Origin of the sequence: Acidovorax sp. 93 (assembly GCF_003633835.1) — a bacterium.
Lineage (GTDB): Bacteria > Pseudomonadota > Gammaproteobacteria > Burkholderiales > Burkholderiaceae_C > Acidovorax > Acidovorax facilis.
On the sequence record NZ_RBIT01000001.1, the window covers coordinates 4,448,049 to 4,474,419 of the forward strand.

At 66.8% G+C, this 26,371-nt stretch carries 23 protein-coding genes and 1 riboswitch; of the genes, 15 read left to right on the forward strand and 8 right to left on the reverse strand.

The window, feature by feature from the left end; genetic code table 11:
- The first annotated feature begins 27 nt into the window (after positions 1–27).
- Positions 28–945 (forward strand): hypothetical protein, encoded by a 918-nt coding sequence (locus C8C93_RS20300; protein ID WP_055401235.1) that lies wholly within the window; start codon positions 28–30, stop codon positions 943–945.
- Between the two features lie 40 nt (positions 946–985).
- Here the strand turns inward: C8C93_RS20300 and C8C93_RS20305 are convergent, their stop codons facing one another.
- On the reverse strand, positions 986–1,540 hold the full coding sequence (locus C8C93_RS20305; RefSeq protein WP_121421703.1) for an adenine phosphoribosyltransferase: 555 nt from the start codon (positions 1,538–1,540) through the stop codon (positions 986–988).
- A 194-nt stretch (positions 1,541–1,734) separates the two neighbouring features.
- Here C8C93_RS20305 and C8C93_RS20310 point away from each other — a divergent pair, with 194 nt between their 5' ends.
- Positions 1,735–4,788, forward strand: coding sequence for an EAL domain-containing protein (locus C8C93_RS20310; RefSeq protein WP_121508086.1), 3,054 nt, complete (start codon positions 1,735–1,737; stop codon positions 4,786–4,788).
- A 216-nt stretch (positions 4,789–5,004) separates the two neighbouring features.
- On the opposite strand, the gene C8C93_RS20315 is transcribed toward C8C93_RS20310, so the two are convergent.
- Complete coding sequence (locus tag C8C93_RS20315) at positions 5,005–6,990, reverse strand: monovalent cation:proton antiporter family protein (RefSeq protein WP_055401241.1); 1,986 nt, start codon at positions 6,988–6,990, stop codon at positions 5,005–5,007.
- Positions 6,991–7,115: 125 nt separating this feature from the next.
- Here C8C93_RS20315 and C8C93_RS20320 point away from each other — a divergent pair, with 125 nt between their 5' ends.
- The 4 genes from C8C93_RS20320 to C8C93_RS20335 all read left to right on the forward strand — a co-directional run bounded on the left by C8C93_RS20320 (position 7,116) and on the right by C8C93_RS20335 (position 10,296).
- Positions 7,116–8,117, forward strand: coding sequence for an SIS domain-containing protein (locus tag C8C93_RS20320; protein WP_121508087.1), 1,002 nt, complete (start codon positions 7,116–7,118; stop codon positions 8,115–8,117).
- Between the two features lie 120 nt (positions 8,118–8,237).
- Positions 8,238–8,801, forward strand: a complete 564-nt coding sequence (locus tag C8C93_RS20325; RefSeq protein ID WP_121508088.1) for an HAD family hydrolase — start codon at positions 8,238–8,240, stop codon at positions 8,799–8,801.
- 67 nt (positions 8,802–8,868) lie between these two features.
- Complete coding sequence (lptC, locus tag C8C93_RS20330) at positions 8,869–9,492, forward strand: LPS export ABC transporter periplasmic protein LptC (RefSeq protein ID WP_121421699.1); 624 nt, start codon at positions 8,869–8,871, stop codon at positions 9,490–9,492.
- A gap of 24 nt (positions 9,493–9,516) precedes the next feature.
- Positions 9,517–10,296: an SDR family oxidoreductase gene (locus C8C93_RS20335; protein WP_121508089.1), complete on the forward strand. Its 780-nt coding sequence runs from the start codon at positions 9,517–9,519 to the stop codon at positions 10,294–10,296.
- Positions 10,297–10,428: 132 nt separating this feature from the next.
- Here the strand turns inward: C8C93_RS20335 and C8C93_RS20340 are convergent, their stop codons facing one another.
- Together C8C93_RS20340 and C8C93_RS20345 are read right to left on the reverse strand one after the other, a co-directional pair.
- On the reverse strand, positions 10,429–10,965 hold the full coding sequence (locus C8C93_RS20340; protein WP_121508090.1) for an RNA-binding protein: 537 nt from the start codon (positions 10,963–10,965) through the stop codon (positions 10,429–10,431).
- A 271-nt stretch (positions 10,966–11,236) separates the two neighbouring features.
- A complete protein-coding gene (locus tag C8C93_RS20345) occupies positions 11,237–11,629 on the reverse strand; it encodes an RNA-binding protein (protein WP_100408622.1) in 393 nt (130 codons plus the stop codon).
- A gap of 333 nt (positions 11,630–11,962) precedes the next feature.
- Positions 11,963–12,148, forward strand: a riboswitch (yybP-ykoY riboswitch).
- 16 nt (positions 12,149–12,164) lie between these two features.
- On the opposite strand from C8C93_RS20345, the gene C8C93_RS20350 reads away from it, so the two are divergent.
- The 4 genes from C8C93_RS20350 to C8C93_RS20365 all read left to right on the forward strand — a co-directional run bounded on the left by C8C93_RS20350 (position 12,165) and on the right by C8C93_RS20365 (position 15,774).
- Positions 12,165–12,731, forward strand: a complete 567-nt coding sequence (locus C8C93_RS20350) for a TMEM165/GDT1 family protein (protein ID WP_121421696.1) — start codon at positions 12,165–12,167, stop codon at positions 12,729–12,731.
- A gap of 132 nt (positions 12,732–12,863) precedes the next feature.
- Positions 12,864–13,994, forward strand: a complete 1,131-nt coding sequence (locus tag C8C93_RS20355) for a homoserine O-acetyltransferase (protein WP_121508091.1) — start codon at positions 12,864–12,866, stop codon at positions 13,992–13,994.
- The gene (metW, locus tag C8C93_RS20360; RefSeq protein ID WP_108498592.1) at positions 13,991–14,575 is read left to right on the forward strand and encodes a methionine biosynthesis protein MetW; all 585 of its coding nucleotides are present in this window, start codon (positions 13,991–13,993) and stop codon (positions 14,573–14,575) included. The genes C8C93_RS20355 and metW overlap by 4 nt, the downstream gene beginning before the upstream one ends.
- Positions 14,576–14,643: 68 nt before the next feature.
- Complete coding sequence (locus C8C93_RS20365) at positions 14,644–15,774, forward strand: glycerophosphodiester phosphodiesterase (RefSeq protein WP_121508092.1); 1,131 nt, start codon at positions 14,644–14,646, stop codon at positions 15,772–15,774.
- Here C8C93_RS20365 and C8C93_RS20370 read toward each other — a convergent pair.
- Complete coding sequence (locus tag C8C93_RS20370) at positions 15,758–16,393, reverse strand: NAD(P)H-dependent oxidoreductase (RefSeq protein ID WP_121508093.1); 636 nt, start codon at positions 16,391–16,393, stop codon at positions 15,758–15,760. The two genes, C8C93_RS20365 and C8C93_RS20370, sit on opposite strands and share 17 nt — an antisense overlap.
- 72 nt (positions 16,394–16,465) lie before the next feature.
- Positions 16,466–16,936: a MerR family transcriptional regulator gene (locus C8C93_RS20375; protein ID WP_121508094.1), complete on the reverse strand. Its 471-nt coding sequence runs from the start codon at positions 16,934–16,936 to the stop codon at positions 16,466–16,468.
- A 190-nt stretch (positions 16,937–17,126) separates the two neighbouring features.
- Between C8C93_RS20375 and otnI the strand changes: the two genes are divergently transcribed.
- From otnI to C8C93_RS20400, 5 genes are all read left to right on the forward strand, one after another.
- Positions 17,127–17,939, forward strand: coding sequence for a 2-oxo-tetronate isomerase (gene otnI, locus C8C93_RS20380; protein WP_121508095.1), 813 nt, complete (start codon positions 17,127–17,129; stop codon positions 17,937–17,939).
- A 229-nt stretch (positions 17,940–18,168) separates the two neighbouring features.
- Entirely contained in the window at positions 18,169–20,229 is a 2,061-nt protein-coding gene (locus C8C93_RS20385; RefSeq protein ID WP_121508096.1) for a methyl-accepting chemotaxis protein, read from the forward strand.
- A gap of 119 nt (positions 20,230–20,348) precedes the next feature.
- Positions 20,349–21,605 (forward strand): diguanylate cyclase, encoded by a 1,257-nt coding sequence (locus tag C8C93_RS20390; RefSeq protein ID WP_121508097.1) that lies wholly within the window; start codon positions 20,349–20,351, stop codon positions 21,603–21,605.
- Between the two features lie 184 nt (positions 21,606–21,789).
- Positions 21,790–23,271 carry a M20 family metallopeptidase gene (locus C8C93_RS20395; RefSeq protein WP_121508098.1) on the forward strand — a complete coding sequence of 494 codons (1,482 nt, stop codon included), beginning with the start codon at positions 21,790–21,792 and terminating at the stop codon, positions 23,269–23,271.
- A gap of 155 nt (positions 23,272–23,426) precedes the next feature.
- Positions 23,427–24,305, forward strand: a complete 879-nt coding sequence (locus C8C93_RS20400) for an alpha/beta hydrolase (RefSeq protein ID WP_121508099.1) — start codon at positions 23,427–23,429, stop codon at positions 24,303–24,305.
- A 74-nt stretch (positions 24,306–24,379) separates the two neighbouring features.
- On the opposite strand, the gene C8C93_RS20405 is transcribed toward C8C93_RS20400, so the two are convergent.
- Together C8C93_RS20405 and C8C93_RS20410 are read right to left on the reverse strand one after the other, a co-directional pair.
- Complete coding sequence (locus C8C93_RS20405) at positions 24,380–24,862, reverse strand: YidB family protein (protein WP_121508900.1); 483 nt, start codon at positions 24,860–24,862, stop codon at positions 24,380–24,382.
- Positions 24,863–24,992: 130 nt separating this feature from the next.
- A complete protein-coding gene (locus C8C93_RS20410) occupies positions 24,993–26,363 on the reverse strand; it encodes a M20/M25/M40 family metallo-hydrolase (protein ID WP_121508901.1) in 1,371 nt (456 codons plus the stop codon).
- Positions 26,364–26,371 lie beyond the last annotated feature (8 nt).

A 26,371-nucleotide genomic window follows, 5' to 3' on the forward strand; every position in this document is an offset into this window, starting at 1 on the left:
CTGGCGCCGTCCCGTAGAAAGCAAGCCATGTCTCTGTTCAGTTGGTTTAGCCGCAAACCTGCTCCCCCCAAGCCCCGGCCCATGGCCGAACCGTCGGGCCTGTTGAATGCCGATGCCACGGTACCGCTCTCGCCAGGCCGCCAGGGCAAACCGCTGGTGGAGCCCCTGCCTCCCGAGCACGCCGCCAACCGCAAGAACGAACGCATGGAGCGCCGCGAGCTGCTCTACACGGTGGTCCGCGACGCAATGGTGCGGGCCGGTGTGCTGTCGGCCAGCTACAAGTTCAAGGTGCTGTCGCTGGACCAGCGTGGGCGCCAGTTTCTGGTCATGATGGACCTGGCGCGTGAATACGGTGGAGAAACTGTGCGCCTGTCCGAAATCGAGGCGCTGATTGCCCAGACGGCCAAAACCCGCTACGACATCCTGGTAACCGCCGTGTACTGGCGCATCAATGACCACGTAGCAGTGGGTATCCCCCAGAAGGGGGTTGCGCCCCAGGGGGCTTCCCTGCAGGCAGCACCACCGCTGGCCCGGCGGCCGGTTCCGGTGGCTACGGCACCCGCTCCGGTGGTGGCCACCCCGGCCCGCCCGGTGGCGCCCGTGCCGACAGCCGCCGCCACGGCCCCCGCGCCACTGCGCCCTCCCCTGGCTGCTCCGGCGGTTGCGCCTGCTGCGGCGCCCACTGCGCCCGCCGCCGCACCACGCCCAGCACCACGGTACGAACCCATCGAGGCGGACGAAGTGGCGGCGTTCAAGCGCGCCCTGGCCTCGGCGGCAGGCACCACCGCCGCAGTGCCGCTGGCAGCGGCCAAGCCCGGTGTGCCTGTGCGTTCGGGGCCTTTGCTGCCGCCTTCGCAGCCCACGGGGTTTGAAGACACCGAAATGCCCGGGTCCGATGGCCCCGCGCCGGACCTGAGCAGCACCCAGTACGGCGAGCTGAACTGACCCTGCGGGCCGCAGCTAGTCGGACTCTGGGCGGCCGTGATCAGTGGCCCTCGAAGTCCACCAGCGTGTACAGCGGCAGGCCGGATTCGCGCAGCCGTTTGGAGCCTCCCAGCTCGGGCAGGTCCACGATGGCGGCGCCCTCGGTCACCGTCGCGCCCAGTTTCTCCAGCAGCTTGCGGCCCGCCATCATCGTGCCGCCCGTGGCAATGAGGTCATCGATCAGCAGCACGCGGTCGCCTGCCTTTACGGCGTCGGTGTGCAGCTCCACCGTGGCGCTGCCGTATTCAAGTTCATAGGTTTCCTCTACCGTGGTGAAGGGTAGCTTGCCCTTCTTGCGGATGGGCACAAAACCCACGTTGAGTTCATAGGCCACCACGGCACCCAGGATGAAGCCGCGTGCATCCAGCCCGGCCACCACATCCGGGCGCAGCGCCTTGTCCATGTAACGGTGCACAAAGGCGTCGATCAGCACGCGGAACACCTTGGGGTCCTGCAGCAGCGGGGTGATGTCCCGGAACTGCACACCGGGCGCGGGCCAGTCGGGTACGGTGCGGATGTGCTGGCGGAGGTATTCGTTGACGCTGAGTGGCTGCATGGGGTCGGGGGGGTAAAGAAAGGCTGCACGCGCAAACGTGCGCAGGCCAAAGGCCGTTGTGGGGCAAAGTGTATCCAGCCAGGGGTGGTTGCCGTGGGGGTGTGCCCGGAGCGCTGCAAGCCCCCATAATGTTTCCGTGCTGTTACACCCTTGGTAACGCCCCCCGTTGGACCACTCCACAACGCCGATCGGCCATGCCCATCTCCATCCTGCTGATCGAAAGCGATCATCACCACGCGCAGGCGGTGGTGGATGCGCTCGCAGACCCCTGGTCCGGCTGGCGGGTGGATGTGGCTCAGTCGCTGGCGCAGGCCCGGGACCACCTGGAGCACAGCAGGCCGGACATTGTGCTGGCGGCGCAGCGCAGCGTCGATGGCTCGGCCTTTGACCTGCTGCGGCTGCTCGATGGCGTCCCGGCCATGATCATCGTGCGCAAGGGCGCCGAGACCCATGCGGCCCAGGCCCTGCGCCACGGCTTTGATGACTATGCTGTGCAGGACCCTGCGCTGGACTATCTGCTGACCCTGCCCGCGCAGATCGATGCGGTGCTGGAGCGCAGTTCCAGCGCCCGTGCCCGGCTGGTGGCAGAGGCCATGCTGACGCGCCAGCACCGGTTGCTGCAGGCGATATCGCTTGCGCAGGCCATGTTCATCGCCAGTTCGGGCCCGCGCGCCGCGTTCGAGGCCCTACTCAAGGAGCTGATGTCGCTCACGCAAAGTGCCTTTGGCCTGGTGGGCCAGGTACAACGTGCCGCCGACGGGCATCCCTTCCTGCGGGTGCATGCGATGACGGACATCAGTTGGGACGAGGCCTCCCATGCCCTCTATGCCCAGCACGCAGAAGAAGGCATGGTGTTCGACAACCTGCAGTCCCTGGTGGGCGCGGCGCTGGTGTCGGGCGAGCCGGTGCTCACCAACGATGCAGGCCACGACACGCGCAGCGCGGGCACGCCCCCGGGCCATCCCCCGCTGCGCACCTACCTGGGGCTGCCCATCCATGCGGCGGGCGAACTGGTGGCCATGGTGGGCCTGGCCAATCGGCCCGAGGGGTATTCGGCGGCAGACGTGCAGTTTCTCCAGCCCCTGCTCAACACCGTGGGCCAGCTGGAAATGGCCCGCCGAGCCGAGCTGGCGCGCAGCGCGGTTGAGGTGGAACTCGCGCGCACCAGCGCGTTGCTGGCCGAGAAGACGCGCGCCCTCGAAGGCACGCTGGCCAGCGTGTCGCAAGGCATTACCAACGTGGATGCGGAGGGACGTATCCGGGTCTATAACCGGCGCTATCTGGAGCTGCTCGACCTGCCCGAATCCCTGCTGGCCGCCCAGCCCAAAGTCGAGGACGTGGTGCGGTTTCAGACCGAACGGGGCGATTTCGGCACCGGATTTGAGCTGATAGAACCCACGGCGCGCAACTATGTGGCGTCGGAATATGCGGCCCACGGTGGCAAGCTCACCATGCCGGACACCTATGTGCGGCGCACCCACAACGGCCGCTACATCGAAGTGCGCACCCGGGCCCTGGAGCCAGGGGGGCGCGTGCGCACTTTCACGGACGTGACCGACTACCTGAGCACCCTGGAGGCCTTGCGCCTGAGCGAATCGCGCTGGCGCAGCCTCACCCACCTGTCCTCCGACTGGTATTGGGAGCAGGATGCGCAGTTCCGCTTTGTGCGCCTGGACGGCAACCCCTACAACGATGCCGGTGTACCCGACGAGATGCACTACGGGCGCACGCGCTGGGAGCTGCCCAATACCTTTGTGAGCGAGGGCCAATGGCGGGAGCACCGCAGGCAACTGGAGGCGCACGAGGTGTTCCACGACTTTGAAATGCAACGTCTGACCGAAGACGGAAAGCCCGTGTGGGTCTCCATCAGCGGGGAGCCCATCTTTGATGGTGCCGGCCAGTTCACGGGCTACCGGGGCGTGGCGCGCGACATCACCGAACGCAAGCTGGCCGAGGCCGAGATCCAGCGCCTGGCCTTCTATGACGAACTCACCGGCCTTCCCAACCGGCGGCTGCTCATGGACCGGCTGGACCGCGCGGCCAACGCGTGTGCGCGGGAGGGATGCCACGGGGCCTTGCTGTTCCTGGACCTCGACAACTTCAAGGGCATCAACGACACCATGGGCCACGAGTGGGGAGACCGGCTGCTCGTGCAGGTGGGCGGGCGCATCGGCGCGTGCGTGCGCGCCACCGACACGGTGGCGCGTTTGGGTGGCGACGAGTTCGTGGTGGTGCTGCAGGGCCTCCACGCCGAGGTGGACGTTGCGGCCGCCGAAGCCGAGGCCGTGGCGCAAAAGGTGCTGGCGGCGCTGAACGAGCCCTACGTGGTGCAAAACAGCGAAGTGCACAGCACGCCCAGCATCGGCATTGCCCTTTTTCGCGGTGTGCAGCTGCCCGTGCAGGAGCTGCTCCAGCGCGCCGATCTGGCCATGTACCAGGCCAAGGCGCAGGGCCGCAACACGCTGTGTTTCTTTGACCCCGCCATGCAGGCGGCGGCGTCTGCGAGGTCGGCGCTGGAAGGCGACATGCGGCAGGGCATTCTGCGCAACGAGTTCCTGCTGCATTACCAGCCGGTGGTGGACGAGGCCGGCAAGGTGCTGGGGGCCGAGGCGCTGGTGCGCTGGAACCACCCGCAGCGCGGCATGGTGCCTCCCGGCGACTTCATCCCCCTGGCAGAGCAGACCGGACTGATCCTGGCGCTAGGGCGCCAGGTGCTGACCATGGCCTGCCGTCAGCTGGCGCTCTGGGCAACAGCGCCGCACACTGCGGACTGGACCGTGGCCGTGAACGTGAGCGCGCAGGAGTTTCGCCAACCCGGCTTTGCCGACGAAGTACTCAGCGTGCTGCGCGATTGCGGGGCGGACCCGGCCCACCTCAAGCTTGAGCTCACGGAAAGCCTGCTGCTGCATGATGTGGAAGACAGCATCCTCAAGATGCAGGCGCTGCGCACGCTCGGCGTGGGCTTCTCGCTGGACGACTTTGGCACGGGCTATTCGAGCCTGAGCTACCTCAAGCGCCTGCCACTGGACCAGCTCAAGATCGACCAGAGCTTTGTGCGCGACGTGCTCACCGACCCCAACGACGCCACCATCGCCTGCACCATCATCACCCTGGCCCACAGCCTGGGCCTGGACGTGGTGGCCGAAGGGGTGGAAACCGAAGGGCAGCGCGCGTTCCTGTTGCGTAACGGTTGCCAGCAGTTCCAGGGCTATCTGTTCGGGCGGCCAGGGCCCGCCGAGCTTTTGTAGTTTGCTATTAAATGGATAGCTATTGACGCTTGGCAGATAAGCGCTAGAGCCATATTTAATTCAAATTTTGGCGCCAGCCTCAGCCACTGGCACGCACTAGGCGAGAGATGCCAAGCAAGGGCCGCCCCGCAGCGAGGGCATCTTCCCCCTTCCCGGAGCGCGTAGCGCGTAGAGAGAAGGGGGAAGGCACGCAGTGCCTCAGGGGGATGTACCCTGCTACCCCCGCAACAACTTGTCCTCCGCCAGTGCCAGCGCCGCCGGGTGCCCTGAGAGCACCAGCGTGTCGCCTTCGGCCAGCTGTGCGTCGTCCTCCGCTGCGCTGATGTGGCCGTTGCCACGCCGCAGGTTCACCACCCGAACGCCCATGGCGGGCAGGGCCAGCTGGCCCAGGCTGCGGCCCAGGGCTGTGGAGCCGGGCGGCAGGTTGATGGTGGACAGGCGTTCTTGGTCGCGCTCGTTGGCCGTGTCGTCGTCGGCGCCGTGGAAGTAGCCGCGCAGCAGGTTGTAGCGCGCATCGCGCTGGTCCTGCACCAGGCGCAGCACGCGGCGCATGGGCACGCCCACCAGGGCCAGCGCGTGGCTGGCGAGCATGAGCGAGCCTTCGATCGCCTCGGGCACGACCTCGGTGGCGCCCGCCTCTTGCAGCTTGTCCAGGTGCAGGTCGTCCTGCGTGCGCACCACCACGGGCACCTGTGGTGCGTGCGAGCGCGCGTTGGCCAGCACCTTCAGGGCGGCCGGCACGTCGATGTAGGTGATCGCCACCGCGCTGGCACGCACCAGGCCAGCGGCCATCAGCGCCTGCAGGCGGGTGGCGTCGCCATACACCACCGAATCGCCCGCAGCGGCGGCCTGGCGCACACGGTCCGGGTCCAGGTCCAGCGCCATGTAGGGGATGCCTTCATGCTCCAGCATGCGCGCCAGGTTTTGTCCGCAGCGGCCGTAGCCGCAGATGATCACGTGTTTGCTGGTGTTGATGGATTTGCGCGCGATGGACGTCATCTGCAGCGACTGCTGCAGCCAGTCGCTGGCCACCAGCTTCATCACGATGCGGTTGCTGTACATGATGAGAAACGGCGTCGCCAGCATGGACAGCACCATGGCGGCCAGGATGGGGTTCATCAGCGCGGGCTGCACCAGCCCGTTGGCCTGCGTGAGCGACAGCAGCACAAATCCGAACTCCCCCGCCTGGGCCAGGTAGAGCCCGGTGCGCAGGGCGACGCCCGTGGTGGCCCCCATGCTGCGGGCCAGCACCAGGATGATCCCCAGCTTGACCACCAGCGGCACCGTCAGCAGGGCCAGCACCAGCGCCCAGCGGTCCACCAGGATGTGCCAGTCCAGCATCATGCCGATGGTGATGAAGAACAGGCCCAGCAGCACGTCGTGAAACGGGCGGATGTCCGTGCCCACCTGGTGCTTGTACTCTGTCTCGGACACCAGCACGCCCGCGATGAAGGCGCCCAGCGCCAGGCTCAGCCCCGCCAGTTCGGTCAGCCAGGCCAGGCCCAGCGTGATCAGCAGCAGGTTGAGCATGAACAGCTCCTCGCTCTTGCGCCGCGCCACCAGCGTGAGCCACCAGCGCATGAACCGCTGCCCGCCCGTGAGCAGAATGCCCACCAGCACCGTGGCCTTGACCAGCGCCCACGCCAGCGCGGTCAGCAGCTGGTCTGACGAGGAACTCAGCGCGGGGATCAGCACCAGCAGCGGCACCACGGCCAGGTCCTGGAACAGCAGAATGCCCATCACGCGGCGGCCATGCTCGCTTTCGAGCTCGGCCCGCTCGGCCATGAGCTTGACCACAATGGCCGTGCTGCTCATCGCCATCACGCCCGAGAGCGCCAGCGCCGTTTGCCAGCCCATATCCCACACGCCGCCCACCCAGCGGGAGAGCACCAGTGCCGCGCCAGTGACCACCACCATCGTCAGCACCACCTGCATCAGCCCCAGGCCGAACACCTGGCGCCGCATGGCGCGCAGCTTGGGCAGGCTGAACTCCAGCCCGATGGCGAACATCAGGAACACCACGCCAAACTCGCCCAGGTGCCGCACCCCTTCCGAGTTCTGCGTCAGCGCCAGCGCATGGGGGCCGATGAGCACCCCCGCAGCCAGGTAGCCGAGCATGGGTGGCAGCTTGAGGCTGCGGCAGACCACAACACCCAGCACTGCGGCCAACAGGTAAAGCAAGGTGAGGGCGAGTGAGGACATGGTTCGATGCTATCCGAGCCTTCCTGCGGCCCTCGGTGTTTTCTGTCCGAAGCAGGGTCCATGCCAGAGCCAGGGCAAAAAATCTGCCACCCGCGCAGGCATGCCCGGTCGATAGAATCCACCGGATGACCCCTGTGCCCGCCACACTGCCCCCTTTTGACGCCGAACAGGCCCTGCGCCTGGCCCGCGAGACCTTTGACATTGAGGCGGCGGCGCTGACCGGGCTGGCGGCCCGCGTCGATGGCGTGTTTGCCGAGGCTGTGTTGATGGTGCTGCAGGCCCGTGGCCGTGTGGTGGTGATGGGCATGGGCAAAAGCGGCCACGTGGGCCGCAAGATTGCAGCCACGCTGGCATCTACGGGCACGCCGGCGTTTTTTGTGCACCCGGCCGAGGCCAGCCACGGCGATCTGGGCATGGTCACGGGCGACGACCTGGTCCTGGCGATCTCCAACAGTGGCGAAAGTGGTGAACTGACGGCCATCCTGCCCGTGCTCAAGCGCCTGGGCGCCCCGCTGATCGCGATGACCGGCGGGCTGCAGTCCACGCTCGCCCGCCATGCCGACCTGGTGCTCGACTGCAGCGTGGAGCGTGAGGCCTGCCCCCTGAACCTGGCCCCCACCGCCAGCACCACGGCCCAGCTGGCCATGGGCGACGCGCTGGCCGTGGCCCTGCTCGACGCCCGGGGCTTCCGCCCTGAAGACTTTGCCCGTTCGCACCCTGGCGGTGCGTTGGGGCGCAAGCTGCTCACCCATGTGAGCGATGTCATGCGCACCGGCAGCGAGGTGCCGCGTGTGGCGCCCGACGCCTCCTTCAGCGACCTCATGCGCGAAATGAGTGCCAAGGGCCTGGGCGCCTCGGCCGTCGTGGATGCCGCCGGCCAGGTGCTGGGCATCTTCACCGACGGCGACCTGCGCCGCCGCATCGAGGCCGGGGCCGACCTGCGCACTGCCACGGCGGGCCAGGTCATGCACCCCCACCCGCGCCGCATTGCCCCGGACGCCCTTGCGGTGGACGCCGCCGAAATGATGGAGGCGCATGCCATCACCAGCGTGCTGGTGGTGGATGCGGGAGGGGTGCTCACGGGGGCGGTGCACATCGGCGACCTGATGCGAGCCAAAGTCATATGACCTCACTTCAAATGACCCCCCTGAGTCGCTGCGCGCCTTCCCCCTTAGGGGACGCACCCGGTGGCCCGGCGAAGCCGGTTCCACGGGTGCACTGGTCTTGGCTGTGCCCGTTCGATCTGCATGCCCCTTATTGAAATGACCCTGCCCGTGCTGCAATTTCCCCCCGAGCTGCTGCTGCGCGCCCAGAGCGTGCGTATCGCTTTCTTTGATGTCGATGGCGTTCTGACCGATGGCGGCCTGTATTTCAGCGAATCGGGCGAAACGCTCAAGCGCTTCAATACGCTGGACGGGCATGGGCTCAAGCTGCTGCAAAAGGCAGGCATCACGCCTGCGGTCATCACGGGCCGCGACTCCGCGCCGCTGCGCGTGCGCCTCAAGGCGCTGGGGGTCGAACATGCGGTGTTCGGCACCGAAGACAAACGCCCCGCCGCTGAGCAGATGCTGGCCACGCTGGGGCTGGACTGGTCCCAGGCTGCTGCGATGGGTGACGACTGGCCCGACCTGCCGGTGATGCGCCGCAGTGCTTTCGCGTGCGCCCCGGCCAACGCCCAGGCCGAAGTGCGCCACGCCGCCCATTTTGTGACGCAGGCCCGGGGCGGCGATGGTGCCGCGCGCGAACTGTGTGATCTACTGCTGGTGGCCTCGGGCCGCTATGCCGCACTGCTGGCGGAGTACACCGCATGAACCGGGGTTTTCTGCGCTCTTTCCCCACCTGCCAGGTTGTCGTGCCTGGCCCGGAGGCAACACCGTGATGCGCAACTGGGTCCGCCAGGGCTGGGAACAGTTCTCGCTCTATCTGCCCGTCGTGCTCATGGGGCTGCTGGCGCTGGGCACCTGGTGGCTTGTGCGCAACGCGCCCATGCCCCTGCTGCCTGCCATCGAGCGCCAACAAGGCAACCAGCCCGACTATTTCATGAAGTCGTTCTCGGTAAAAAGCTTTGACGCGAGCGGGCGCCTGCAAAGCGAAGTGCAGGGCGAAGAAGCGCGGCACTACCCCGACTCCGACACGCTGGAGATCGACAAAGCGCGCATGCGCTCGGTGACGCCGCAGGGCCGCCTCACCGTGGCCACGGCAGACCGCGCCCTGACCAACGCCGATGGCTCGGAGGTGCAGCTGTTTGGAAATGCCATCGTCACGCGCGAGCCCCTGCCCGCCAAGCCAGGGTCACCCGCCCAGCCTCGGCTGGAGTTCCGCAGCGAATTCCTGCACGCCTACACCAACACCGAACGCGTGCGTTCCGACAAGCCCGTCACCCTCACGCGCGGCAATGATCGCTTCACGGCCGATGGCATGGACTACGACAACCTCGACCAGGTGCTGCAGCTGCGCGGACGTGTGCGTGGCGTGCTCCAGCCCGGCGCGGCCAAACCCTAGTACGCCGCCCCGATCGGAGCCCGCATGACCACTCCCCTTGTCTTCATCACCGGCGCGTCCAGCGGCATCGGCCAGGCCCTGGCCCTGCGCTTTCACCGGTCGGGCTACCGCCTGGCCCTGGTGGCGCGCCGCACCTCTGAGGTCAAAACATGGGCTAGCGCTCAAGGAATAAGCGCTGACAGCTACGAAATTTATAGTGCAGATGTAGCCGTGACCGACAGCATCGTTGCTGCGGGCCGCGATTGCATCGCACGCCAAGGGGTGCCTGACGTGGTCATTGCCAATGCGGGTATCAGCGTGGGCATGGATACGGCAGTGCGCGACGACATCGAGGTGATGGCACGCACCTTTGCCACCAACAACATCGGCGTGGCGGCCACCTTCCATCCCTTTGCGGACGCGATGGCGCAGCGTGGCAGCGGCACGCTGGTGGGCATCGGCAGCGTGGCAGGCATCCGTGGCCTGCCCGGGCATGGTGCGTATTGCGCCAGCAAGGCGGCCGTCATCAGCTACTGCGAGAGCCTGCGCGGGGAGATGCGCCCCCACGGAGTGCGTGTGGTCACCATTTCTCCGGGCTACATCGACACGCCGCTCACCCGCCAGAACCGCTACAGCATGCCGTTTCTGATGCAGGCCGATGATTTTGCGGACCGTGCCTTCCGGGCCATCACGGCCGGTGTCAGCTACCGGGTCATCCCCTGGCAAATGGGGGTGGTTGCCAAGTTGCTGCGCATGGTGCCGAACGTGCTGTTCGACAAGCTGCTGGCCGGGCGCCCGCGCAAGCGGCGGCAGAGCGAGCAGTAGCTCCTAGGTCCACCGGAGGTGGTTTTTGGCCGCCGGTTCGGGGCGGTCCTGGCTGCGATAGAAGCAAGCCGTGGCGGCCGGGCATGAAAAAAGCCCCCGAGGGGGCTTTCAGAGAAACGTCGCAGGTCTGCTTCAGTAGCCGTTGCCACCACCGCCACCATAGCCGCCACCACCGCCGTTGCGGCCACCGCCGCCACCGCCGTTGCGGGAGCCAGAGCCGTAGGGGCTGCGGAATCCGCCTTCGCTGCGGCCACCGCCACCACCGCCGCCGTAACCGCCGCCACCCTCGCGGCCGCCGCCATAGCCACCACCGCCGCCGCCTTCACGGCCACCGCCGTAACCGCCGCCACCACTGCGACCACCGCCGCCGCCGTAACCGCCACCACCGCCGCCAAATCCGCCACTGCGGGGTGGGCGGGGCTCCATGGGGCGTGCCTCGTTCACGACGATGCTGCGGCCACCCAGTGGCTGGCCATTCATGCCATTGATGGCGGCCTGGGCTTCCGCGTCACTGCCCATTTCCACGAAACCAAAGCCCTTGGAGCGGCCTGTGTCGCGCTCCATCATGACCTTGGCGCTGGTCACTGCGCCGAATTGGCCAAAGGCCTGTTCGAGATCGCTGTCGCGCACCGAGTACGGCAGGTTGCCGACGTACAGTTTGTTGCCCATTGAGGGACTCCTCAAAAACACATGGAAAAAGCGATGGAGTCCCGAAAACGCAGCCAGCTAATCTCAATGACGCTCTCAGCGCGAAACTGACGGATCACCGCAAACTTTAAGCGGGGGAAACCCCGCTGGCTCATTATGCGCCACACTTTTGCGGAAAAAGCAAGCGGCAATGCCGACTGTGGTGGCGATGCCGCGCAGGCATGAAAAAAGGAGCCCAGGGGCTCCTTTGTTTTGCCTTTGGCAGACCGCAAAGGTCTGCCAGCAAGGTCTTTTAGTAGCTGCTACGGCCACCGCCGTAACCACCACCACCGCCGCCACCGCTACGGCCACCGCCGTAACCGCCGCCGCCACCACCGCCGTAGCCGCCGCCACCACCGTTGCCGCCGCCGAAGCCGCCGCTACGGGGAGCGCGGGGCTCCATGGGACGGGCTTCGTTGACCACGAGGTCACGGCCGCCGAAATTGGTGCCATGCACGCCTTGGATGGCGGCTTGGGCTTCAGCATCGCTGCCCATTTCGACAAAGCCGAAACCCTTGGAGCGGCCGGTGTCGCGCTCCATCATGACCTTGGCGCTGCCGACCGAGCCGTACTGGCTGAAGGTCTGTTGCAGATCTTCGTCGCGGAAAGAGTAGGGCAGGTTGCCCACGTAAAGTTTGTTGCCCATGAAGGACTCCTGAAAAAACACAAAAACGCGATGGAGTCCGACGCAATCAACAAACCTGTGACGACTTCAAAGACGCGAAACTGACCATTCACCGCTAAGCTAACTGCTTTCCTGCAAGCAGAAAAGCGAACCCATTATTAATCACTTTATGAGGCGTGTGGGGTTTATTTCTGGATCAAGCCATCCATCCTGCACAAATTTGTGGGTATTTTGGAGCGTGCAACGGTGGTTTTCAGGGGAAACCCGCAGGGTCTGAACAGCCACCCGAACCTGGCCCGTCGCCACCTTTCGGCAACCAACCGCCTGTTTTCCCTGTCGGAAGCAGGGTAAAATCCGCGAGTCTTTGGGGAGTAGCCCGCCCGGCCGCGCAATGCGCCGGGGGCATGCGTCAACACACTTGGGTTCTTTGAAACCTATGGCGTATGCGGCTTTTGAGCTGGGCGAGACCATTGACTGCAAACCGATCCACATGGCCGGAGTCGGGGTGCAGTCAATGCGTTTTCCACCCATCCGGCCGGATAGGACCCCCTCCCCCATGGAAGCCTTCTTCATTTCTACCGCCATCGTCGCGCTCGCCGAGATGGGCGACAAGACGCAGCTGCTCGCGCTCGTGCTGGCCGCACGTTTTCGCAAACCCTGGCCGATCGTGCTTGGCATCCTGGTGGCGACCCTGGTGAATCACGGCTTGGCCGGGGCTTTGGGTGCCTGGGTGACCACGTTCCTCGGCCCCCAGGTGCTGCGCTGGATCCTGGGTGCATCGTTCATCGCCATGGCGGTGTGGATGCTGATCCCCGACAAGCTTGACGAAGGTGAGGCCGATGGCTCGCCGCGCTGGGGTGTGTTCGGCACCACGGTGGTGGCGTTTTTCCTGGCCGAGATGGGCGACAAGACGCAGATCGCCACCGTCATGCTGGCCGCGCAGTACAACGCCTACCTGTGGGTGGTGGCGGGCACCACGCTCGGGATGATGATCGCCAACGCGCCTGTGGTCTGGCTGGGCGAACGCATCACGCGCCGCGTGCCCATTCGCGCCGTCCATGTGGTCTCGGCGGTGATTTTTCTGGTGCTGGGGTTGGTGGCGATCTTCACGCCCGCCGGGTGAGCAGCAGCGGCCGTTTTGGTATATTTGCCAGACGCGCCGATTTGCCACAGCTTGCGGGCGCTTTATAAATCCTGCTAAAGACCCGTCCGACACATCCGCCCGGCCTCGTTTTTAGCGACGCCGGGTTTTTTTATGTCGTTTTTTGCCACGCCCCAGTCCATGCATTTTCCGGAGGTGCTCCCGCTGCAAAGCGGTGCGTCCATCCGCGACTACCACCTGGCCTACGAGACCTACGGCACGCTCAATGCCGACCGCTCGAACGCCGTGCTCGTGTGCCACGCCCTCAATGCCTCGCACCACGTCGCGGGCGTCTACGCCGGGCAGGACAAGAGCGAGGGCTGGTGGGACAACATGATCGGCCCCGGCAAGCCCGTGGACACCGACCGCTTCTTCGTGATCGGCGTGAACAACCTGGGCTCCTGCTTTGGCTCCACCGGCCCCATGCACAACCATCCCGATACGGGCGAGGTCTATGGCGCGGACTTCCCGGTGGTCACGGTGGAAGACTGGGTCAACGCCCAGGCCCGCCTGCTCGACCGCCTGGGTATCGAGCAACTGGCCGCCGTGCTGGGTGGCAGCCTGGGCGGCATGCAGGCACTTTCGTGGACGCTGCAGTACCCCGAGCGCATGCGCCACGCGGTGGTGGTGGCCAGCGCCCCCAACCTCACGGCCGAGAACATTGCCTTCAACGAAGTGGCCCGCCGCGCCATCGTGACCGACCCGGACTTCCACGGCGGCCACTTTTACCGCCACGGCGTGATCCCCAAGCGTGGCCTGCGCATCGCCCGCATGATCGGCCACATCACGTACTTGAGCGACGATGTGATGAACGAGAAGTTCGGCCGACAGCTGCGCGAAGGCCTGGAACTGAAATACAGCACCCAGGACATCGAGTTCCAGATCGAAAGCTACCTGCGCTACCAGGGCGACAAGTTCAGCGACTACTTCGACGCCAACACCTATTTGCTCATCACCCGCGCGCTCGACTACTTCGACCCCGCGCGCACCCACGGCGGCAACCTCACGCGGGCCCTGGCCCGGGCGCAGGCCAGGTTCCTGCTGGTGAGCTTCACCACCGACTGGCGCTTCTCACCCAAGCGCAGCCGCGAGATCGTGAAGGCCTTGCTCGACAACCGCCGCAGCGTGAGCTACGCCGAGATCGACGCGCCCCACGGGCACGATGCCTTTTTGCTCGATGACGCCCGGTACATGGGCGTCATGCGCTCTTACTTCGATAGCATTGCCAAGGAGTTGCAACCATGACCGAAAAAGCGGCGATGCAAGCCTTGGCGCGCCTGGTGCCCCCCGGCTCGCGCGTGCTCGACCTGGGCTGTGGCAACGGCGCCATGCTCGACTACCTGCAGCGCGAGCGCGGCTGCAGTGGCTATGGCGTGGAGATCGACGACGCCAACGTGCTGGCCTGCGTGCAGCGCGGCGTGGATGTGATCCAGCTCAACCTCGACGAGGGGCTGGCCATGTTCGACGACAACAGCTTTGACGTGGTGCTGCAGATCGACACGCTGCAGCACCTGCGCAATGCCGAGACCATGCTGCGCGAGACAGCGCGCGTGGGCCGCACGGGTGTGGTGGCCTTCCCTAACTTTGCGCACTGGCCCAACCGCCTGTCCATCCTGCGCGGGCGCATGCCGGTGACGCGGCGCCTGCCCTACCAGTGGTACGACACGCCCAACATCCGTGTGGGCACCTACAAAGACTTCGAAGTGCTGGCCACCAAGAACAGCCTGCGCATCCTCGACTCCTTCGGGCTGCAGGACGGGCAAGAGGTGCGTTGGCTGCCCAATGCACGCGCGGGCACGGCCGTTTTTCACTTCGAACACGCGTAGGCATCCTCGCGACACGACGCTGTCAAACGCATCGGCTAAGGTGCGGGCTCTGCTTGTAGGAGACCCGCATGAAACGCACTGCACTGCGCGCCGTGACTGCCGCCGCGCTGCTCACCACCTGGGCGCTGGGCGCCGTGGCCCAGGCCTGGCCACCCACCCCCACCGTCATTGCCCACCGGGGCGCCTCGGCGCTGCGGCCAGAGCACACGCTGGCCGCCTACCAGCAGGCCATTGACGACGGCGCCGACATCATCGAGCCCGACCTGGTGATCACCAAGGACGGCGTGCTGGTGGCGCGGCACGAGAACGCCATCTCCATCCTCGGCGCCGATGGCTCTGTGAAGGAAGCCACCACCGACGTGGTGGACCGCCCCGAGTTCGCCGCGCGCAAGGCCACCAAGACCATCGACGGCCAGGCCATCACCGGCTGGTTCACCGAAGACTTCACCCTGGCCGAACTCAAGACCCTGCGCGCCCGCGAGCGCATCCCCGCGCAGCGCCCGGCCAACGTGGCCTACAACGGTCGGTTCGAGGTGCCCACGTTGCAGGAGGTGATCGACCTGGCCAAGGCGGCCACAGCCAAGACGGGCAGGACCATCGGCATCTACCCCGAGACCAAACACCCCACCTACTTCCAGTCCATCGGCCTGCCGCTGGAGGCGCCGCTGCTGGCCGTGCTGGAGAAAAACGGCTGGAACCACAAGGACGCGCCCGTGTTCGTGCAGTCCTTCGAGGTCAGCAACCTGCAGGCGATCCGCAAGCTCAGCAGCGTGCGCCTGGTGCAGCTGGTCGCGCCCTCGGGCCGGCCGTATGACTTTGTGGCGCAGGGCGCGGCCAACACGCGCGCTTATGCCGACCTCATCACGCCCGAAGGCCTGAAGCAGGTGGCCACCTATGCCAGTGCCATCGGCCCGTTCAAGACGCTGGTGGTGCCGGTCAAGGATGGCGTGCCGGGCGAACCCACCCCGCTGGTGGCGCGCGCCCGCGCCGAAGGCCTGGGCGTGCACATCTGGACGCTGCGGCCCGAAAACGCCTTTCTGCCTGCCGGGCTGAAAAAGGCGCCCGCCACCGACGGCACGGTACGCGGCGACAGCGTGGCCGAGATCACGGCCTATCTGCGCGCAGGCATCGACGGCTTCTTCACCGATGACCCTGCCGTGGGCCGAGCTGCCGTTCAAGCATTCACGGCGACGAAGTGACGGGTGCCGGGCGCGGCTTGCCCGGCGCGGAGCGTGCCCCCTGGCGCTGCCCCAGTTGCCGCGCCTTTTCCACCCACTGCGCCAGCCGCTCGGTGCTGGCGCTGCGCACCGGGCCAAAGCTGTGCACCTGCACGGGGCTGATGCCGCAGAACTCCAGGATGGCCTTCTTCATCTGGTGGTGCCCCGGCATGCGCGTGACCCAGCGAAAGTACCAGGGCGGCGAGTCCATGGTCACCAGCAGCTCGGCCGATCGGCCGGCCAGCAGCTTGTCCCACAGTGATGAGCCTTTGCGGTACTTGAAGGCATAGCCGGGCAGCAGCACGCGGTCGATAAAACCCTTGAGCAGCGCGGGCATGGCGCCCCACCAGATCGGATAGACCCACACCAGATGGTGCGCCCAGGTGATGTCGGCCTGCGCGGCCAGCAAATCGGGTTCCAGCGGCTGGGCAGCGCCATAGCCCTGAAACAGAGGGTTGAAACCGAGCTGCCCCACGTCCAGAAACCGCACCTGCGCCCCTGCGCGCCTGGCGCCCTCGGCATAGGCACGTGCCATGCCTGCGCACAGGCTCTCGGCGGTGGGGTGGCCCAGGATGACCAGAATGTTTTGTTGCTCTGCCACAGACGCTCCATCACGGTGTTGTTGATGGCGCCATGGTCACCCTGCCCCACGGGGCAGAGTCAAGCGGTCAGGTCAAGTCGCGGTGAATCTCGCAGCGCCCGCCGTGGTAGCTGCACCAAATTGCGCGGGGTTGTGCGCTGGAGGTGCCACCGCCAGTGTGGAGGGCGCAGCGCAGGCTTCGGGTGCCACGGGCACGGCCAGCGTGTCGCAGGTGTGCAGCTCGGCTTCCAACAGCGCCAGCTGCGCGTCCAGCGCTGACAGGCGCGCCAGCTCCTGCGCCACGGCGGCCCGCCGCCCGGCCACCAGCTGGGCCATGCGTTCCCAGCCTGCAGCGGTGTCGATGTGGGGCAGGCCATCCAGCTCCGACAGACGAAAACCCAGCGCCTGGGCCTGGCGGATCAGCAACACGCGGGCCACATCGGCCTCGCCATAGTGGCGGTAGCTGCCCGCGCGCGCCACCGTGCCCAGCAGGCCCCGCGACTCATACAGCCGGATGGCCTTGGGCGTGGTGCCGGTGCGTTGGGCGAGTTCTCCGATGCGCATTGGGTGTCCTGGTAGGAGAGTAAAATACTATCAAATTAATAGCTACTAGCGCTTATCCATTAACGCTAGGTGCCAATTTGGCTCATATTTTTCATGGGTGGAACCTGGTTGAGGCTTGTCAAGGGCTGCTGGCCCCGATGCTGCACGATAAGCTGCTGCGCTCTGATTCCACCTTCCGCCCGCGCCCGCCATGCCCCAGTTTGCCGCCAACCTGAGCCTGATGTACACCGAGCTGCCGTTTCTGGACCGTTTTGCCGCTGCGGCGCGCGACCGGTTCACGGCGGTGGAGTTCTTGTTTCCCTATGCCTTCGAGCCCGTCGAGGTGGCGGCCCGGCTTGCGGACAACGGCTTGCAGCTGGTGCTGTTCAATGCCCCGCCTGGCGGCACCGACCGCAGCCGCATGGCGGCGGCGTGGGACCAGAACGCGCGCGGCACCGCAGCGCTGCCTGGGCATGAGGCCGAGTTCCGCGCGGGCGTGCAAGAAGCCCTGCGCTATGCCGAGGTGCTGGGCTGCCCGCGCATCCACGTGCTCTCGGGCATCGTGCCGCCCGGCGTGGAGCGCGAATCCCTCAAGGACCTGTGCGTTGGCAATCTGCGCTGGGCGGCGGCCGAGGCTGCGCGCGCGGGGTGCGACATCCTCATCGAGCCCATCAACCTGCGCGACATGCCGCGCTACTTTCTGAACCGGCAGGATCACGCGCACGAGCTGCTTGATGCGGCGCAGGCCCCCAACCTCAAGGTGCTGATGGACCTCTACCACTGCCAGATCGTGGAAGGTGACGTGGCCACCAAGCTGCACCAGTACCTGCCCACGGGCCGGGTGGCGCATGTTCAGATTGCCGGTGTGCCCGGGCGCCACGAGCCTAACCGGGGGGAGCTGAACTACCCCTTTCTCTTCGACACCATCGACGCGTTGGGCTACGGCGGCTGGGTCGGCTGCGAATACCGGCCCGCAGCGGGCACCTCGCAAGGCCTGGGCTGGATGACTGGGAAGATCCGCTGAGTCGCTTTGCGCCTTCCCCCTACGCCTTCGTTGTGGGGCGGTACTTGCTCGGCGTCCTCGGCTTGGGCAGTGCCAGTTTCGCAGGCCATGACTCACACATCGGTGGCGTTGAGGTACGCAGCTTTGCGTAAGGGAATGCGTGAATAAATGTAACAAGCCTCTGGACGTAGAGTGACCGCAGACCGGCGACAGCCGGCTTTGGGCTTTCAATCTCCAGGAGACACACTGCATGGCTGCTTCCCTTGCCAACAACCGTTCCGTCGCGCGCCAGGTCACGCTGACCGCCATTGCGCTGGTGGCCCTGGTGCTGGTGCTGGTGGGGCTGGCCATTGCCGTGCTGACCGAGCGCAGCACCCGCGCCCTGGTCGCCTCCAGTGTGGGCGACACCGCGCAGAGCGTGGCGCAGTCGCTGGACGCTGCCGACAACACCAACCGCGAGCTGGTGCAGCTCACCATGAAGGGCTTTCAGCGCTACTTCGAGGCCACCATGCAGCTCGACGAAGCCTCGGGCGAGCTGCGCAGCTATGGCGCGCTGGTCAACGAGGACTACGGCTCGGTCGATAAATTCGCTAACGAAACCGGTGGCATCGCCACGGTGTTCGCCAAGAAGGGCGACGATTTCATCCGCATCACCACCTCGGTCAAGAACGACAAGGGCGAGCGCCAGCAGGGCACGCCGCTGGGCAAGGACGACCCGGCCTATGCCACCGTGGCCAAAGGCGAGCCCTACACCGGCGTTACCGTGGTGGGCGGCAAGCCCTTCATGGGCCACTACCTGCCCGCCAAGGACGCTTCGGGCAAGGTGATTGCGCTGCTGTTCATCGGCAACGACATCAGCGTGTTCCACGCCATGCTGCAAAAGCAGGTCACGCAGACCAAATTCTTCGAGCATGGCGGCACGTACGTGATCAACCCCGGCACCTCGCTCGACAAGGCGGTGTTTGTGTACCACCCCACCGCACGCGGCAAGCGTGTGCTGGAGGCCTACCCCCAGGCCCGCCCGTTTTTTGAAGCCTTGGCCGCATCGCCCGATGGCTTTGTTCGTGAAGCCGCCCCCGTGTTGGGCGCAGGCGCCGAAGACCCCTGGGCCCTGGTGCGCAAGACCGGCGGTGGCTGGTGGGTGGTGGCCGAGGTGGCCGATGGCGAGGCCATGGCCAGCCAGCGCCGCGTCACGCTCGCCGTGTGGGGCTTGATGGCCGTGGCCGTGGTGCTGCTGGCCATCGGCCTGTTCCTCATGCTGCGCCGGGGCGTAAGCCGCCCGCTGCAGGACCTGACCCAGGCCATCACCCTGGTAGCGCAGGGCGACCTGACCGAAGAATTCCGCACCACGCGGCGCGACGAAATCGGCGCGCTGGTGCAGGAGGTGGAAGGCATGCGCCAGCGCTACACGCAGATGCTGCAGCAGGTGCGCACGGCGGTGGACAGCATCACCACCGCCAGCGCCGAGATCGCCAGCGGCAACCAGGACCTGTCGGCCCGCACCGAGGCCACGGCCAGCAGCCTCGCGCAGACCGCGCAGAGCATGGAGCACCTCACCTCCACGGTACGCCAGTCGGCCGACGCCGCGCGCCAGGCCAACCAGCTGGCCAGCACCGCCGCCGCCGTGGCCGCGCGCGGTGGCCAGGTGGTGGGTGAGGTGGTCACCACCATGGGCGACATCAACCAAAGCTCGCGCAAGATTGCCGACATCATCGGCGTGATCGATTCCATTGCGTTCCAGACCAACATCCTGGCATTGAACGCAGCGGTGGAAGCCGCCCGCGCAGGTGAACAAGGCCGGGGCTTTGCCGTGGTGGCCAGCGAGGTCCGCAGTCTGGCCGGGCGCAGTGCCGAGGCCGCGCGCGAGATCAAGGCGCTCATCGGCGCCTCGGTGGAGCGGGTGGAATCGGGCGCACGCCTGGTGCAGAACGCGGGCACCACCATGGACGAGATCGTGGGCTCGGTCAAACGCGTGGGCGACATCATTGGAGAGATCACAGCGGCATCGAGCGAGCAGTCCGACGGCATCGGCCAGGTCAACACTGCCGTGAACCAACTGGACCAGATGACACAGCAGAACGCTGCCCTGGTGGAGGAATCCGCCGCCGCAGCCCAAAGCCTGCGGGAGCAGGCCTCCCGTCTTGCGGGGGCGGTGCAGGTGTTCAAGCTCTCGCGGGCCGAGGGCGCTGCCGGTGGCGGTATCGGCTACACCCAGCGCGCGGCCCTGGCCGCGCCCATGGCACAAACGGGCGAGGGCGAGGCGGTGCACGCCCCCGGCGGTGGCGCGCGCGCACCCGCCCAGTTGCAATAGCCCACTGCATCCGACCAATCGGCTGTGCGGCGGGGGCGCGTGGTCATCTGGCGGTTTGCGGTCTGCAGACCTTCGTTTATGCTGATCTGAAACCCCCCACCACACCGCCCACCCCATCCATGGCCGCCCACGTTCCCACCATGCTGGTCATGATCATCGTGAGTTCGCTCATGATGGCCGCCTCCATGGCTGTGGTGGGCTGGGGGCGTCGGCGCGATGGCCTGGGGCGGTGGGCGGCCGCCCTGATGGTCAATGCCGTCGGGCATTTGCTGATCATGCTGCGGGGCCTGGTGCCGGATGTGGTGTCCATCGTGCTGGGCAACCTGCTGCTGTCCTGCGTGTTTGTGGGGATGATCGCCGCGATCTACCAGTTCCAGGGGCGCCCGCCACGGTGGCTGCTGCTGCTCACACCGTCGGCGCTGGTCACGTGTTTTGTCATCGTGTTTATCGACAACTTTCCGGCGCGCGCGAGTTTTGTGGGCCTGGTCATCGGGCTGCAGGCCGTGTGGGCTCTGGTGGCGGCCCTGGAGCGCCGCCATGCCACCGTGGGGCGCGGGCAGTGGCTGCTGGTGGCCGGGCTGGGCCTGGAGGCGCTGGTGCTGGGCGGCCGCGCGCTGCTGGCATTGGGCGAAAGCCAGACGGCCACCAGCATCCTCCCGGGCAGCCTGCTGCAGACGCTGACCTTCATGGCCACGTTTTCTGTGGTGCTCATCAGCTCCATGGGATTTGTGTTCATGTCACGCGACCGTGCCGACGAGAACAACCGCATCATGGCGGCGCTGGATCCGCTTACCGGCGTGGCCAACCGCCGCTCGCTGATCGCGGCGCTGGACCGCGACGTCTCGCGCGCCGTGCGCTCGCGCGAATCCATCGCGCTCATGATGGTGGACATCGACCACTTCAAGCGGGTCAACGACCGCTACGGGCACCCCGCCGGTGACCAGGTGCTGTGCAGCGTGGTCAATGTGCTGAGCGAGCGCGTGCGGGCGCAGGACCTGGTGGGCCGCTACGGGGGTGAGGAATTCATGGTGGTGCTGCCCGACACCACGTTGCTGGGGGCCGAGCAGCTGGCGCGGGAACTGTGCAAGGCGGTGGAGGAATCGCGTTGCCGCATCCGCGCAGTGGGCGGAGCCGCGCCAGATGCAACCACCGACGCGGCCCTGGGCATTGCCGTCACGGTCAGCATTGGCGTCTTTGGCGGCCGGCTGGAGCTCGGCGACAGCTGGGACATGCTGATCGCCGCAGCCGACCGTGCGCTCTACCAGGCCAAGGAAAACGGCCGCAACCGGGTGGAGGTGTCCACCAGCCTGCGGCGCCCCGCCTCCCTGGCGGCGGCACAGGCCAATCCCGACACGCATCCTGTTTCCCGGTATTGACCCCCAAGAGGGACGCGGGACGGGCCACGCTGGGCACACCACCCGAAGAAGAGCTGCGCCCCCTGCCACAGCGCTGCCAGACTATGTCGCGGGTGTATGGATACCTGCCATGGCGCCCGCACAGGCGTTGTGTTGGAATGCTGGTTTCGGTCCACAAGATCCGCCGTATTCAGGAGAGCTGCCCATGAACGCCCGAGTCCCACCCCACGCCCTGCAACCCGCCCTGGCCCTCGAACGGGTCAGCCAAGCCTGGGACAACGACATTGTTCGCCAGCTCACCGACTACATCGCCATCCCCGCCAAGTCGCCCATGTTCTCGCCCGATTGGGCCGAGCAGGGCCTGCTCGACACCGTGGTGCGCAACGCCGCCGCGTGGGTCGAGTCGCAGAAGGTTGAAGGCCTCACGCTCGAAATCGTGCGCCTCCCAGGCCGCACCCCCGTGCTGTTCTTTGAAATCGACGCCACCCAGGCCGGCGCCACCGATACCGTGCTCATGTACGGCCACCTCGACAAGCAACCCGAGTTCAGCGGCTGGCGCAACGACCTCGGCCCTTGGACGCCCAAGTACGAAGACGGCAAGCTCTATGGCCGCGGCGGTGCCGACGACGGCTACGCGGTCTATGCCAGCATCGCGGCCGTGCAGGAGCTCAAGCGCCAGAACGTGCCCCACCCGCGCATCGTGGGCCTGATCGAGACCTGCGAGGAAAGCGGCTCGCGCGACCTGCTGCCCTACATCGATGCCTTGAAGCCCCGCATGGGCAACGTGGCACTGGTGGTGTGCCTGGACTCGGGCGCTGGCAATTACGACCAGCTGTGGCTCACCACCAGCCTGCGCGGCATGGCCACCGGCACGCTCCAGGTCGAGATCCTCACCGAAGGCATCCACTCCGGTGACGCCTCGGGCCTGGTGCCTTCGTCGTTCCGCATCATGCGGCAGGTGCTCGACCGGCTCGAAGACAGCGCCACCGGCCGTCTCCTGCCCCAGAGCTTTCATTGCGAAGTGCCTGCCGACCGCCTGGCCCAGGCCCGCGCCACGGCGGGCATCCTGGGCGAAGAGGTGTACAAGCGCTTCCCCTGGGCGCACTACGACTGCGGCGGCTCCACTACCTTTGCATTGCCCACCACCACCGACCCGCTGCAGGCCCTGCTCAAGCGCACCTGGGAGCCCACGCTGAGCGTGACCGGCGCCGAAGGCTTCCCGGCCCTGCAGGACGCAGGCAATGTGCTGCGCCCCTACACCGCCTTCAAGCTCAGCCTGCGCCTTCCGCCCCTGGTGGACGCCGCCGCCGCCGTGCAGGAGCTGAAAGCCCTGCTTGAAGACAACGCGCCCTACCAGGCGAAGGTCACCTTCCAGAGCATGAGCGGCGCCACAGGCTGGAATGCCCCCGCCACCACGCCCTGGTTCGAGCAGGCGCTCAACGCCGCCTCGCAGGCCCACTTTGGTGCGCCCTGCGGCTACATCGGCCAGGGCGGCACCATCCCGCTCATGAACATGCTCAGCGAAGGCTTCCCCACCGCGCAAATGATGGTGTGTGGTGTGCTCGGCCCCAAGAGCAACGCCCACGGCCCCAACGAGTTCCTGCATGTGCCCTACGCCAAAAAGCTCACCGCCGCCGTGGCGCAGGTGATTGCCGGCATGGCGGAAAGCTCGGGTACAACCCCCTGAGTCGCTGCGCGCCTTCCCCCTTCTCTCGAAGTCGCTGCGTGACTTCGGGAAGGGGGACGATGCCCTCGCTGCGGGGCGGCCCTTGCTCGGCATCCCCCGTGTTGCACCCCGCCTGATCCGCGTTCTGCTCCCCTGTCCGTGCCAGCCCTTTCACCATGACCCTCGACGCCGACGAACTCGCTCCCTCCACCCTCACCACCTTCACCGCCAGCGACGGCGAAAACCTGGCTGTGCAGGACTGGCCCCTGCCCGAGGGCGAGCCCTGCCGGGGCACCGTGCTGCTGGTGCACGGCCTGGGCGAACATGTGGGTCGCTATGACGCGGTGGCCCGCCGCCTCAACGACTGGGGTTTTGCCGTGCGGGGTTACGACCAGTATGGTCACGGCGAATCCGGCGGGCCGCGTGGCGGCCTCACTTCGGACCTGCGCCTGCTGGATGACCTGGCCGACCTGGTGGACGCCACGCGCGCCCGCATGCCCGCAGGCCAGCCCCTGGTGTTGCTGGGCCACAGCATGGGCGGGCTTGTGGCTTCGCGTTTTGTATCGTTGAAGATACGGCCTGTGGACGCCCTGGTGTTGTCATCCCCCGCGCTGGATGCGGGCCTGGGCGCCGTGCAAAAGCTGCTGCTGGCCACGCTGCCGCGCATCGCACCCAACCTGCGCGTGGGCAATGGGCTCGATGCGCAGTACCTCTCGCACGACCCGGCCGTGGTCGCGGCCTACCTGGCCGACCCGCTGTGCCACGACCGCATCAGCGCCCGCCTGGCCCGCTTCATCGCCAACGGCGGCCCCGCCACCGTGGCCCGCGCCACGCACTGGAGCGTGCCCACGTTGCTAATGTGGGCGGGCAGCGACAAGCTGGTCCACCCTGCGGGCAGCCGTGCCTTTGCGGCCGCAGCCCCCAAGGCCGTCGTGCATGCACACTGCTTTGAACCCCTGTTCCACGAGCTGTTCAATGAAAGCCCGGAACTGGCCGAGCCGGTGTTCGACCTGCTGCAGCAGTGGCTGGTGCGGCGCTGTCCGGCAGTGAGGTAGCCGGGTCGTCGCGGTTACCCAAAATTTCAAGCCAAAATGGCCGCCAGCGCTTATCTATCAAGCGCCATTAGCTATCATTTTTGTAACAATCCGCCCAGCATTCCGAACAGGTCGTTCGAGGTGCCAAACCCGCCCTGCGGCGCCTCGCCGCGCGGGCTGAGCTGGTCGATCAGGCCCGGCAGTACCTGGGCCAGCTGGCCTGCTGCAGCGCCGGGGCCCACGCCCAGTTGCGATGCGATCTGCGACAGCGGGCCGGCGCCCAGCACGCTGGACAACTGTTCGCCTGAGATCGCCTGGTTCGGCCCCGCGCTCAGCCAGGACGCAATCACATTGCCCAGCCCCGCCTGCTGAAACTTGGCCATCAGCCCCGGCAGACCACCCACCGGGCCGTCGTTGCTGATCAGGGACATCACGGCCTGCACCAGCTGCGGGTTCTGCGCAGCCAGGCTGATCAAGCCGCCCAGGCCACTCCCGGCCCCACCGGCTGCAGCGGCGCCATTGCTGCCTTGCGATGCATTGTTGATAACGGCACCCAGAACGGAATCGAGCAAACCCATGGTGTTCTCCTGCAGAGGGATGAAGGGCGGCAGTGTGCCAGCCCGGACGGAACCGCCCATGGTACGCACCTCGGCGGCGCCTTCGTGTCAACAATCGTGAACGGGGTGACGCCGCTGGGGTGCCGCGCCACTACTTGGTGCGGGGTGGGCGCTTGTCGAGCAGCGGCGCACTCACGCCTTGTACCCCCACCAGCCCCAGCACCGTGACCAGCGAGGTCTGGGCGCCCTTCCAGGCATCCGTCAGGTCGATCCACTCCGACAGCGCGTGGAACCCGCCCGTCTTGCCGCCGCCCCCGATCACGATGGCGGGGATGCCCAGCGACATGGGCACGTTGGCATCGGTGCTCGCGCCGCCCAGCACCGTCTTGCGGCCAAACGCCGTGTTGGCGCGCACGGCCGCTTCGACAATGACCGAATCCGCCGCCGTACGGCCACCGGGCCGGTCGCCGATGAGTTTGGTCGATGCGCTCAGGGTGTTCACACCCCAGCGTGCGTTCTCTTCGGTCACGGCGCTGTCCACGGCGGCCAGCACCTGCTTTTCGGTGGCCAGCATCGGGGCTGTTTCGTCGGAGCGGATGTCCACCGCCATGCGCGCATCCGGCGCGATGGTGTTGACCGATGTGCCGCCGCCCACAGTGCCCACGGTGAACGTGGTCTTGGGGCTCTTGGGCGTGCGGATGTCGGCGATCTTGGCAATGGCGCGGCCCATGCCGTGGATGGCGCTGGGCACCTCGCCAAACGCGGCGTAGCTGTGGCCGCCGGGGCCCTTGAAGGTCACCTCGTGGCGGTGGCTGCCCGTGCCCAGCACCAGCACCGTGCCATCGGGCGCGGGCTCCAGCGCCACCATGCCGTCGATGTCCAGGTGTTCCTTGAAAAGGTGCTTCATGCCGCGCAGGTTGCCCAGCTCTTCCTCGCCCACATTGCCCACAAACACCAGGTCGCCCACGGTGGCGATCTTCTGGTCGTTCAGCACCTTGAGCCACGACAGCAGCACGGCCAGGCCGCGCGTGTTGTCGGAAATGCCGGGCGCATAGAGCTTGCCGTCGCGCTCTTTCACCTTCACATCGGTGCCGGATGGGAACACCGTGTCCAGGTGGGCCGAGATGACCAGCTTGGGGCCGTTGCCCGTGCCCTTGCGCACGCCCACCACATTGCCTTCGGCGTCGATGGCGGCGTTGGTCAGGCCCAGGGACTGGAGCCGGGCCAGGAAGGCTTCGGCGCGCTTTTGTTCCTTGAACGGAGGCGCCTCGATCTCGGTGAGCATGCGCAGGTCTTCGGTGGCGCGGTCGTGGTCGGCCTTCACGGCGTCAAGCAGCTGCAGGATCTGGGGCGCAGCCATGAGCTGGCCGTAGGCCTTGTCCACGGCGGGTCGCAGCGTGGTGGGTGTGGGCGCCACGGCGCCGAACTGCGCATGGGCGGCACCGGGCAGCAAGGCGGCGCAGGCGAGGGCCATGGCACCCGCAAGGGCTGTGGCACGGAAGGTATGGAGAGGGAGAGTCATGGTGATCC

Excerpts from the sequence above, each read along its gene's own strand:
- C8C93_RS20300 (WP_055401235.1), top strand. The coding sequence starts at position 28 with ATGTCTCTGTTCAGTTGGTTTAGCCGCAAACCTGCTCCCCCCAAGCCC.
- C8C93_RS20305 (WP_121421703.1), bottom strand. The coding sequence starts at position 1,540 with ATGCAGCCACTCAGCGTCAACGAATACCTCCGCCAGCACATCCGCACC.
- C8C93_RS20310 (WP_121508086.1), top strand. The coding sequence starts at position 1,735 with ATGCCCATCTCCATCCTGCTGATCGAAAGCGATCATCACCACGCGCAG.
- C8C93_RS20315 (WP_055401241.1), bottom strand. The coding sequence starts at position 6,990 with ATGTCCTCACTCGCCCTCACCTTGCTTTACCTGTTGGCCGCAGTGCTG.
- C8C93_RS20320 (WP_121508087.1), top strand. The coding sequence starts at position 7,116 with ATGACCCCTGTGCCCGCCACACTGCCCCCTTTTGACGCCGAACAGGCC.
- C8C93_RS20325 (WP_121508088.1), top strand. The coding sequence starts at position 8,238 with ATGCCCCTTATTGAAATGACCCTGCCCGTGCTGCAATTTCCCCCCGAG.
- lptC (WP_121421699.1), top strand. The coding sequence starts at position 8,869 with ATGCGCAACTGGGTCCGCCAGGGCTGGGAACAGTTCTCGCTCTATCTG.
- C8C93_RS20335 (WP_121508089.1), top strand. The coding sequence starts at position 9,517 with ATGACCACTCCCCTTGTCTTCATCACCGGCGCGTCCAGCGGCATCGGC.
- C8C93_RS20340 (WP_121508090.1), bottom strand. The coding sequence starts at position 10,965 with ATGGGCAACAAACTGTACGTCGGCAACCTGCCGTACTCGGTGCGCGAC.
- C8C93_RS20345 (WP_100408622.1), bottom strand. The coding sequence starts at position 11,629 with ATGGGCAACAAACTTTACGTGGGCAACCTGCCCTACTCTTTCCGCGAC.
- C8C93_RS20350 (WP_121421696.1), top strand. The coding sequence starts at position 12,165 with ATGGAAGCCTTCTTCATTTCTACCGCCATCGTCGCGCTCGCCGAGATG.
- C8C93_RS20355 (WP_121508091.1), top strand. The coding sequence starts at position 12,864 with ATGTCGTTTTTTGCCACGCCCCAGTCCATGCATTTTCCGGAGGTGCTC.
- metW (WP_108498592.1), top strand. The coding sequence starts at position 13,991 with ATGACCGAAAAAGCGGCGATGCAAGCCTTGGCGCGCCTGGTGCCCCCC.
- C8C93_RS20365 (WP_121508092.1), top strand. The coding sequence starts at position 14,644 with ATGAAACGCACTGCACTGCGCGCCGTGACTGCCGCCGCGCTGCTCACC.
- C8C93_RS20375 (WP_121508094.1), bottom strand. The coding sequence starts at position 16,936 with ATGCGCATCGGAGAACTCGCCCAACGCACCGGCACCACGCCCAAGGCC.
- otnI (WP_121508095.1), top strand. The coding sequence starts at position 17,127 with ATGCCCCAGTTTGCCGCCAACCTGAGCCTGATGTACACCGAGCTGCCG.
- C8C93_RS20385 (WP_121508096.1), top strand. The coding sequence starts at position 18,169 with ATGGCTGCTTCCCTTGCCAACAACCGTTCCGTCGCGCGCCAGGTCACG.
- C8C93_RS20390 (WP_121508097.1), top strand. The coding sequence starts at position 20,349 with ATGGCCGCCCACGTTCCCACCATGCTGGTCATGATCATCGTGAGTTCG.
- C8C93_RS20395 (WP_121508098.1), top strand. The coding sequence starts at position 21,790 with ATGAACGCCCGAGTCCCACCCCACGCCCTGCAACCCGCCCTGGCCCTC.
- C8C93_RS20400 (WP_121508099.1), top strand. The coding sequence starts at position 23,427 with ATGACCCTCGACGCCGACGAACTCGCTCCCTCCACCCTCACCACCTTC.
- C8C93_RS20405 (WP_121508900.1), bottom strand. The coding sequence starts at position 24,862 with ATGGGTTTGCTCGATTCCGTTCTGGGTGCCGTTATCAACAATGCATCG.
- C8C93_RS20410 (WP_121508901.1), bottom strand. The coding sequence starts at position 26,363 with ATGACTCTCCCTCTCCATACCTTCCGTGCCACAGCCCTTGCGGGTGCC.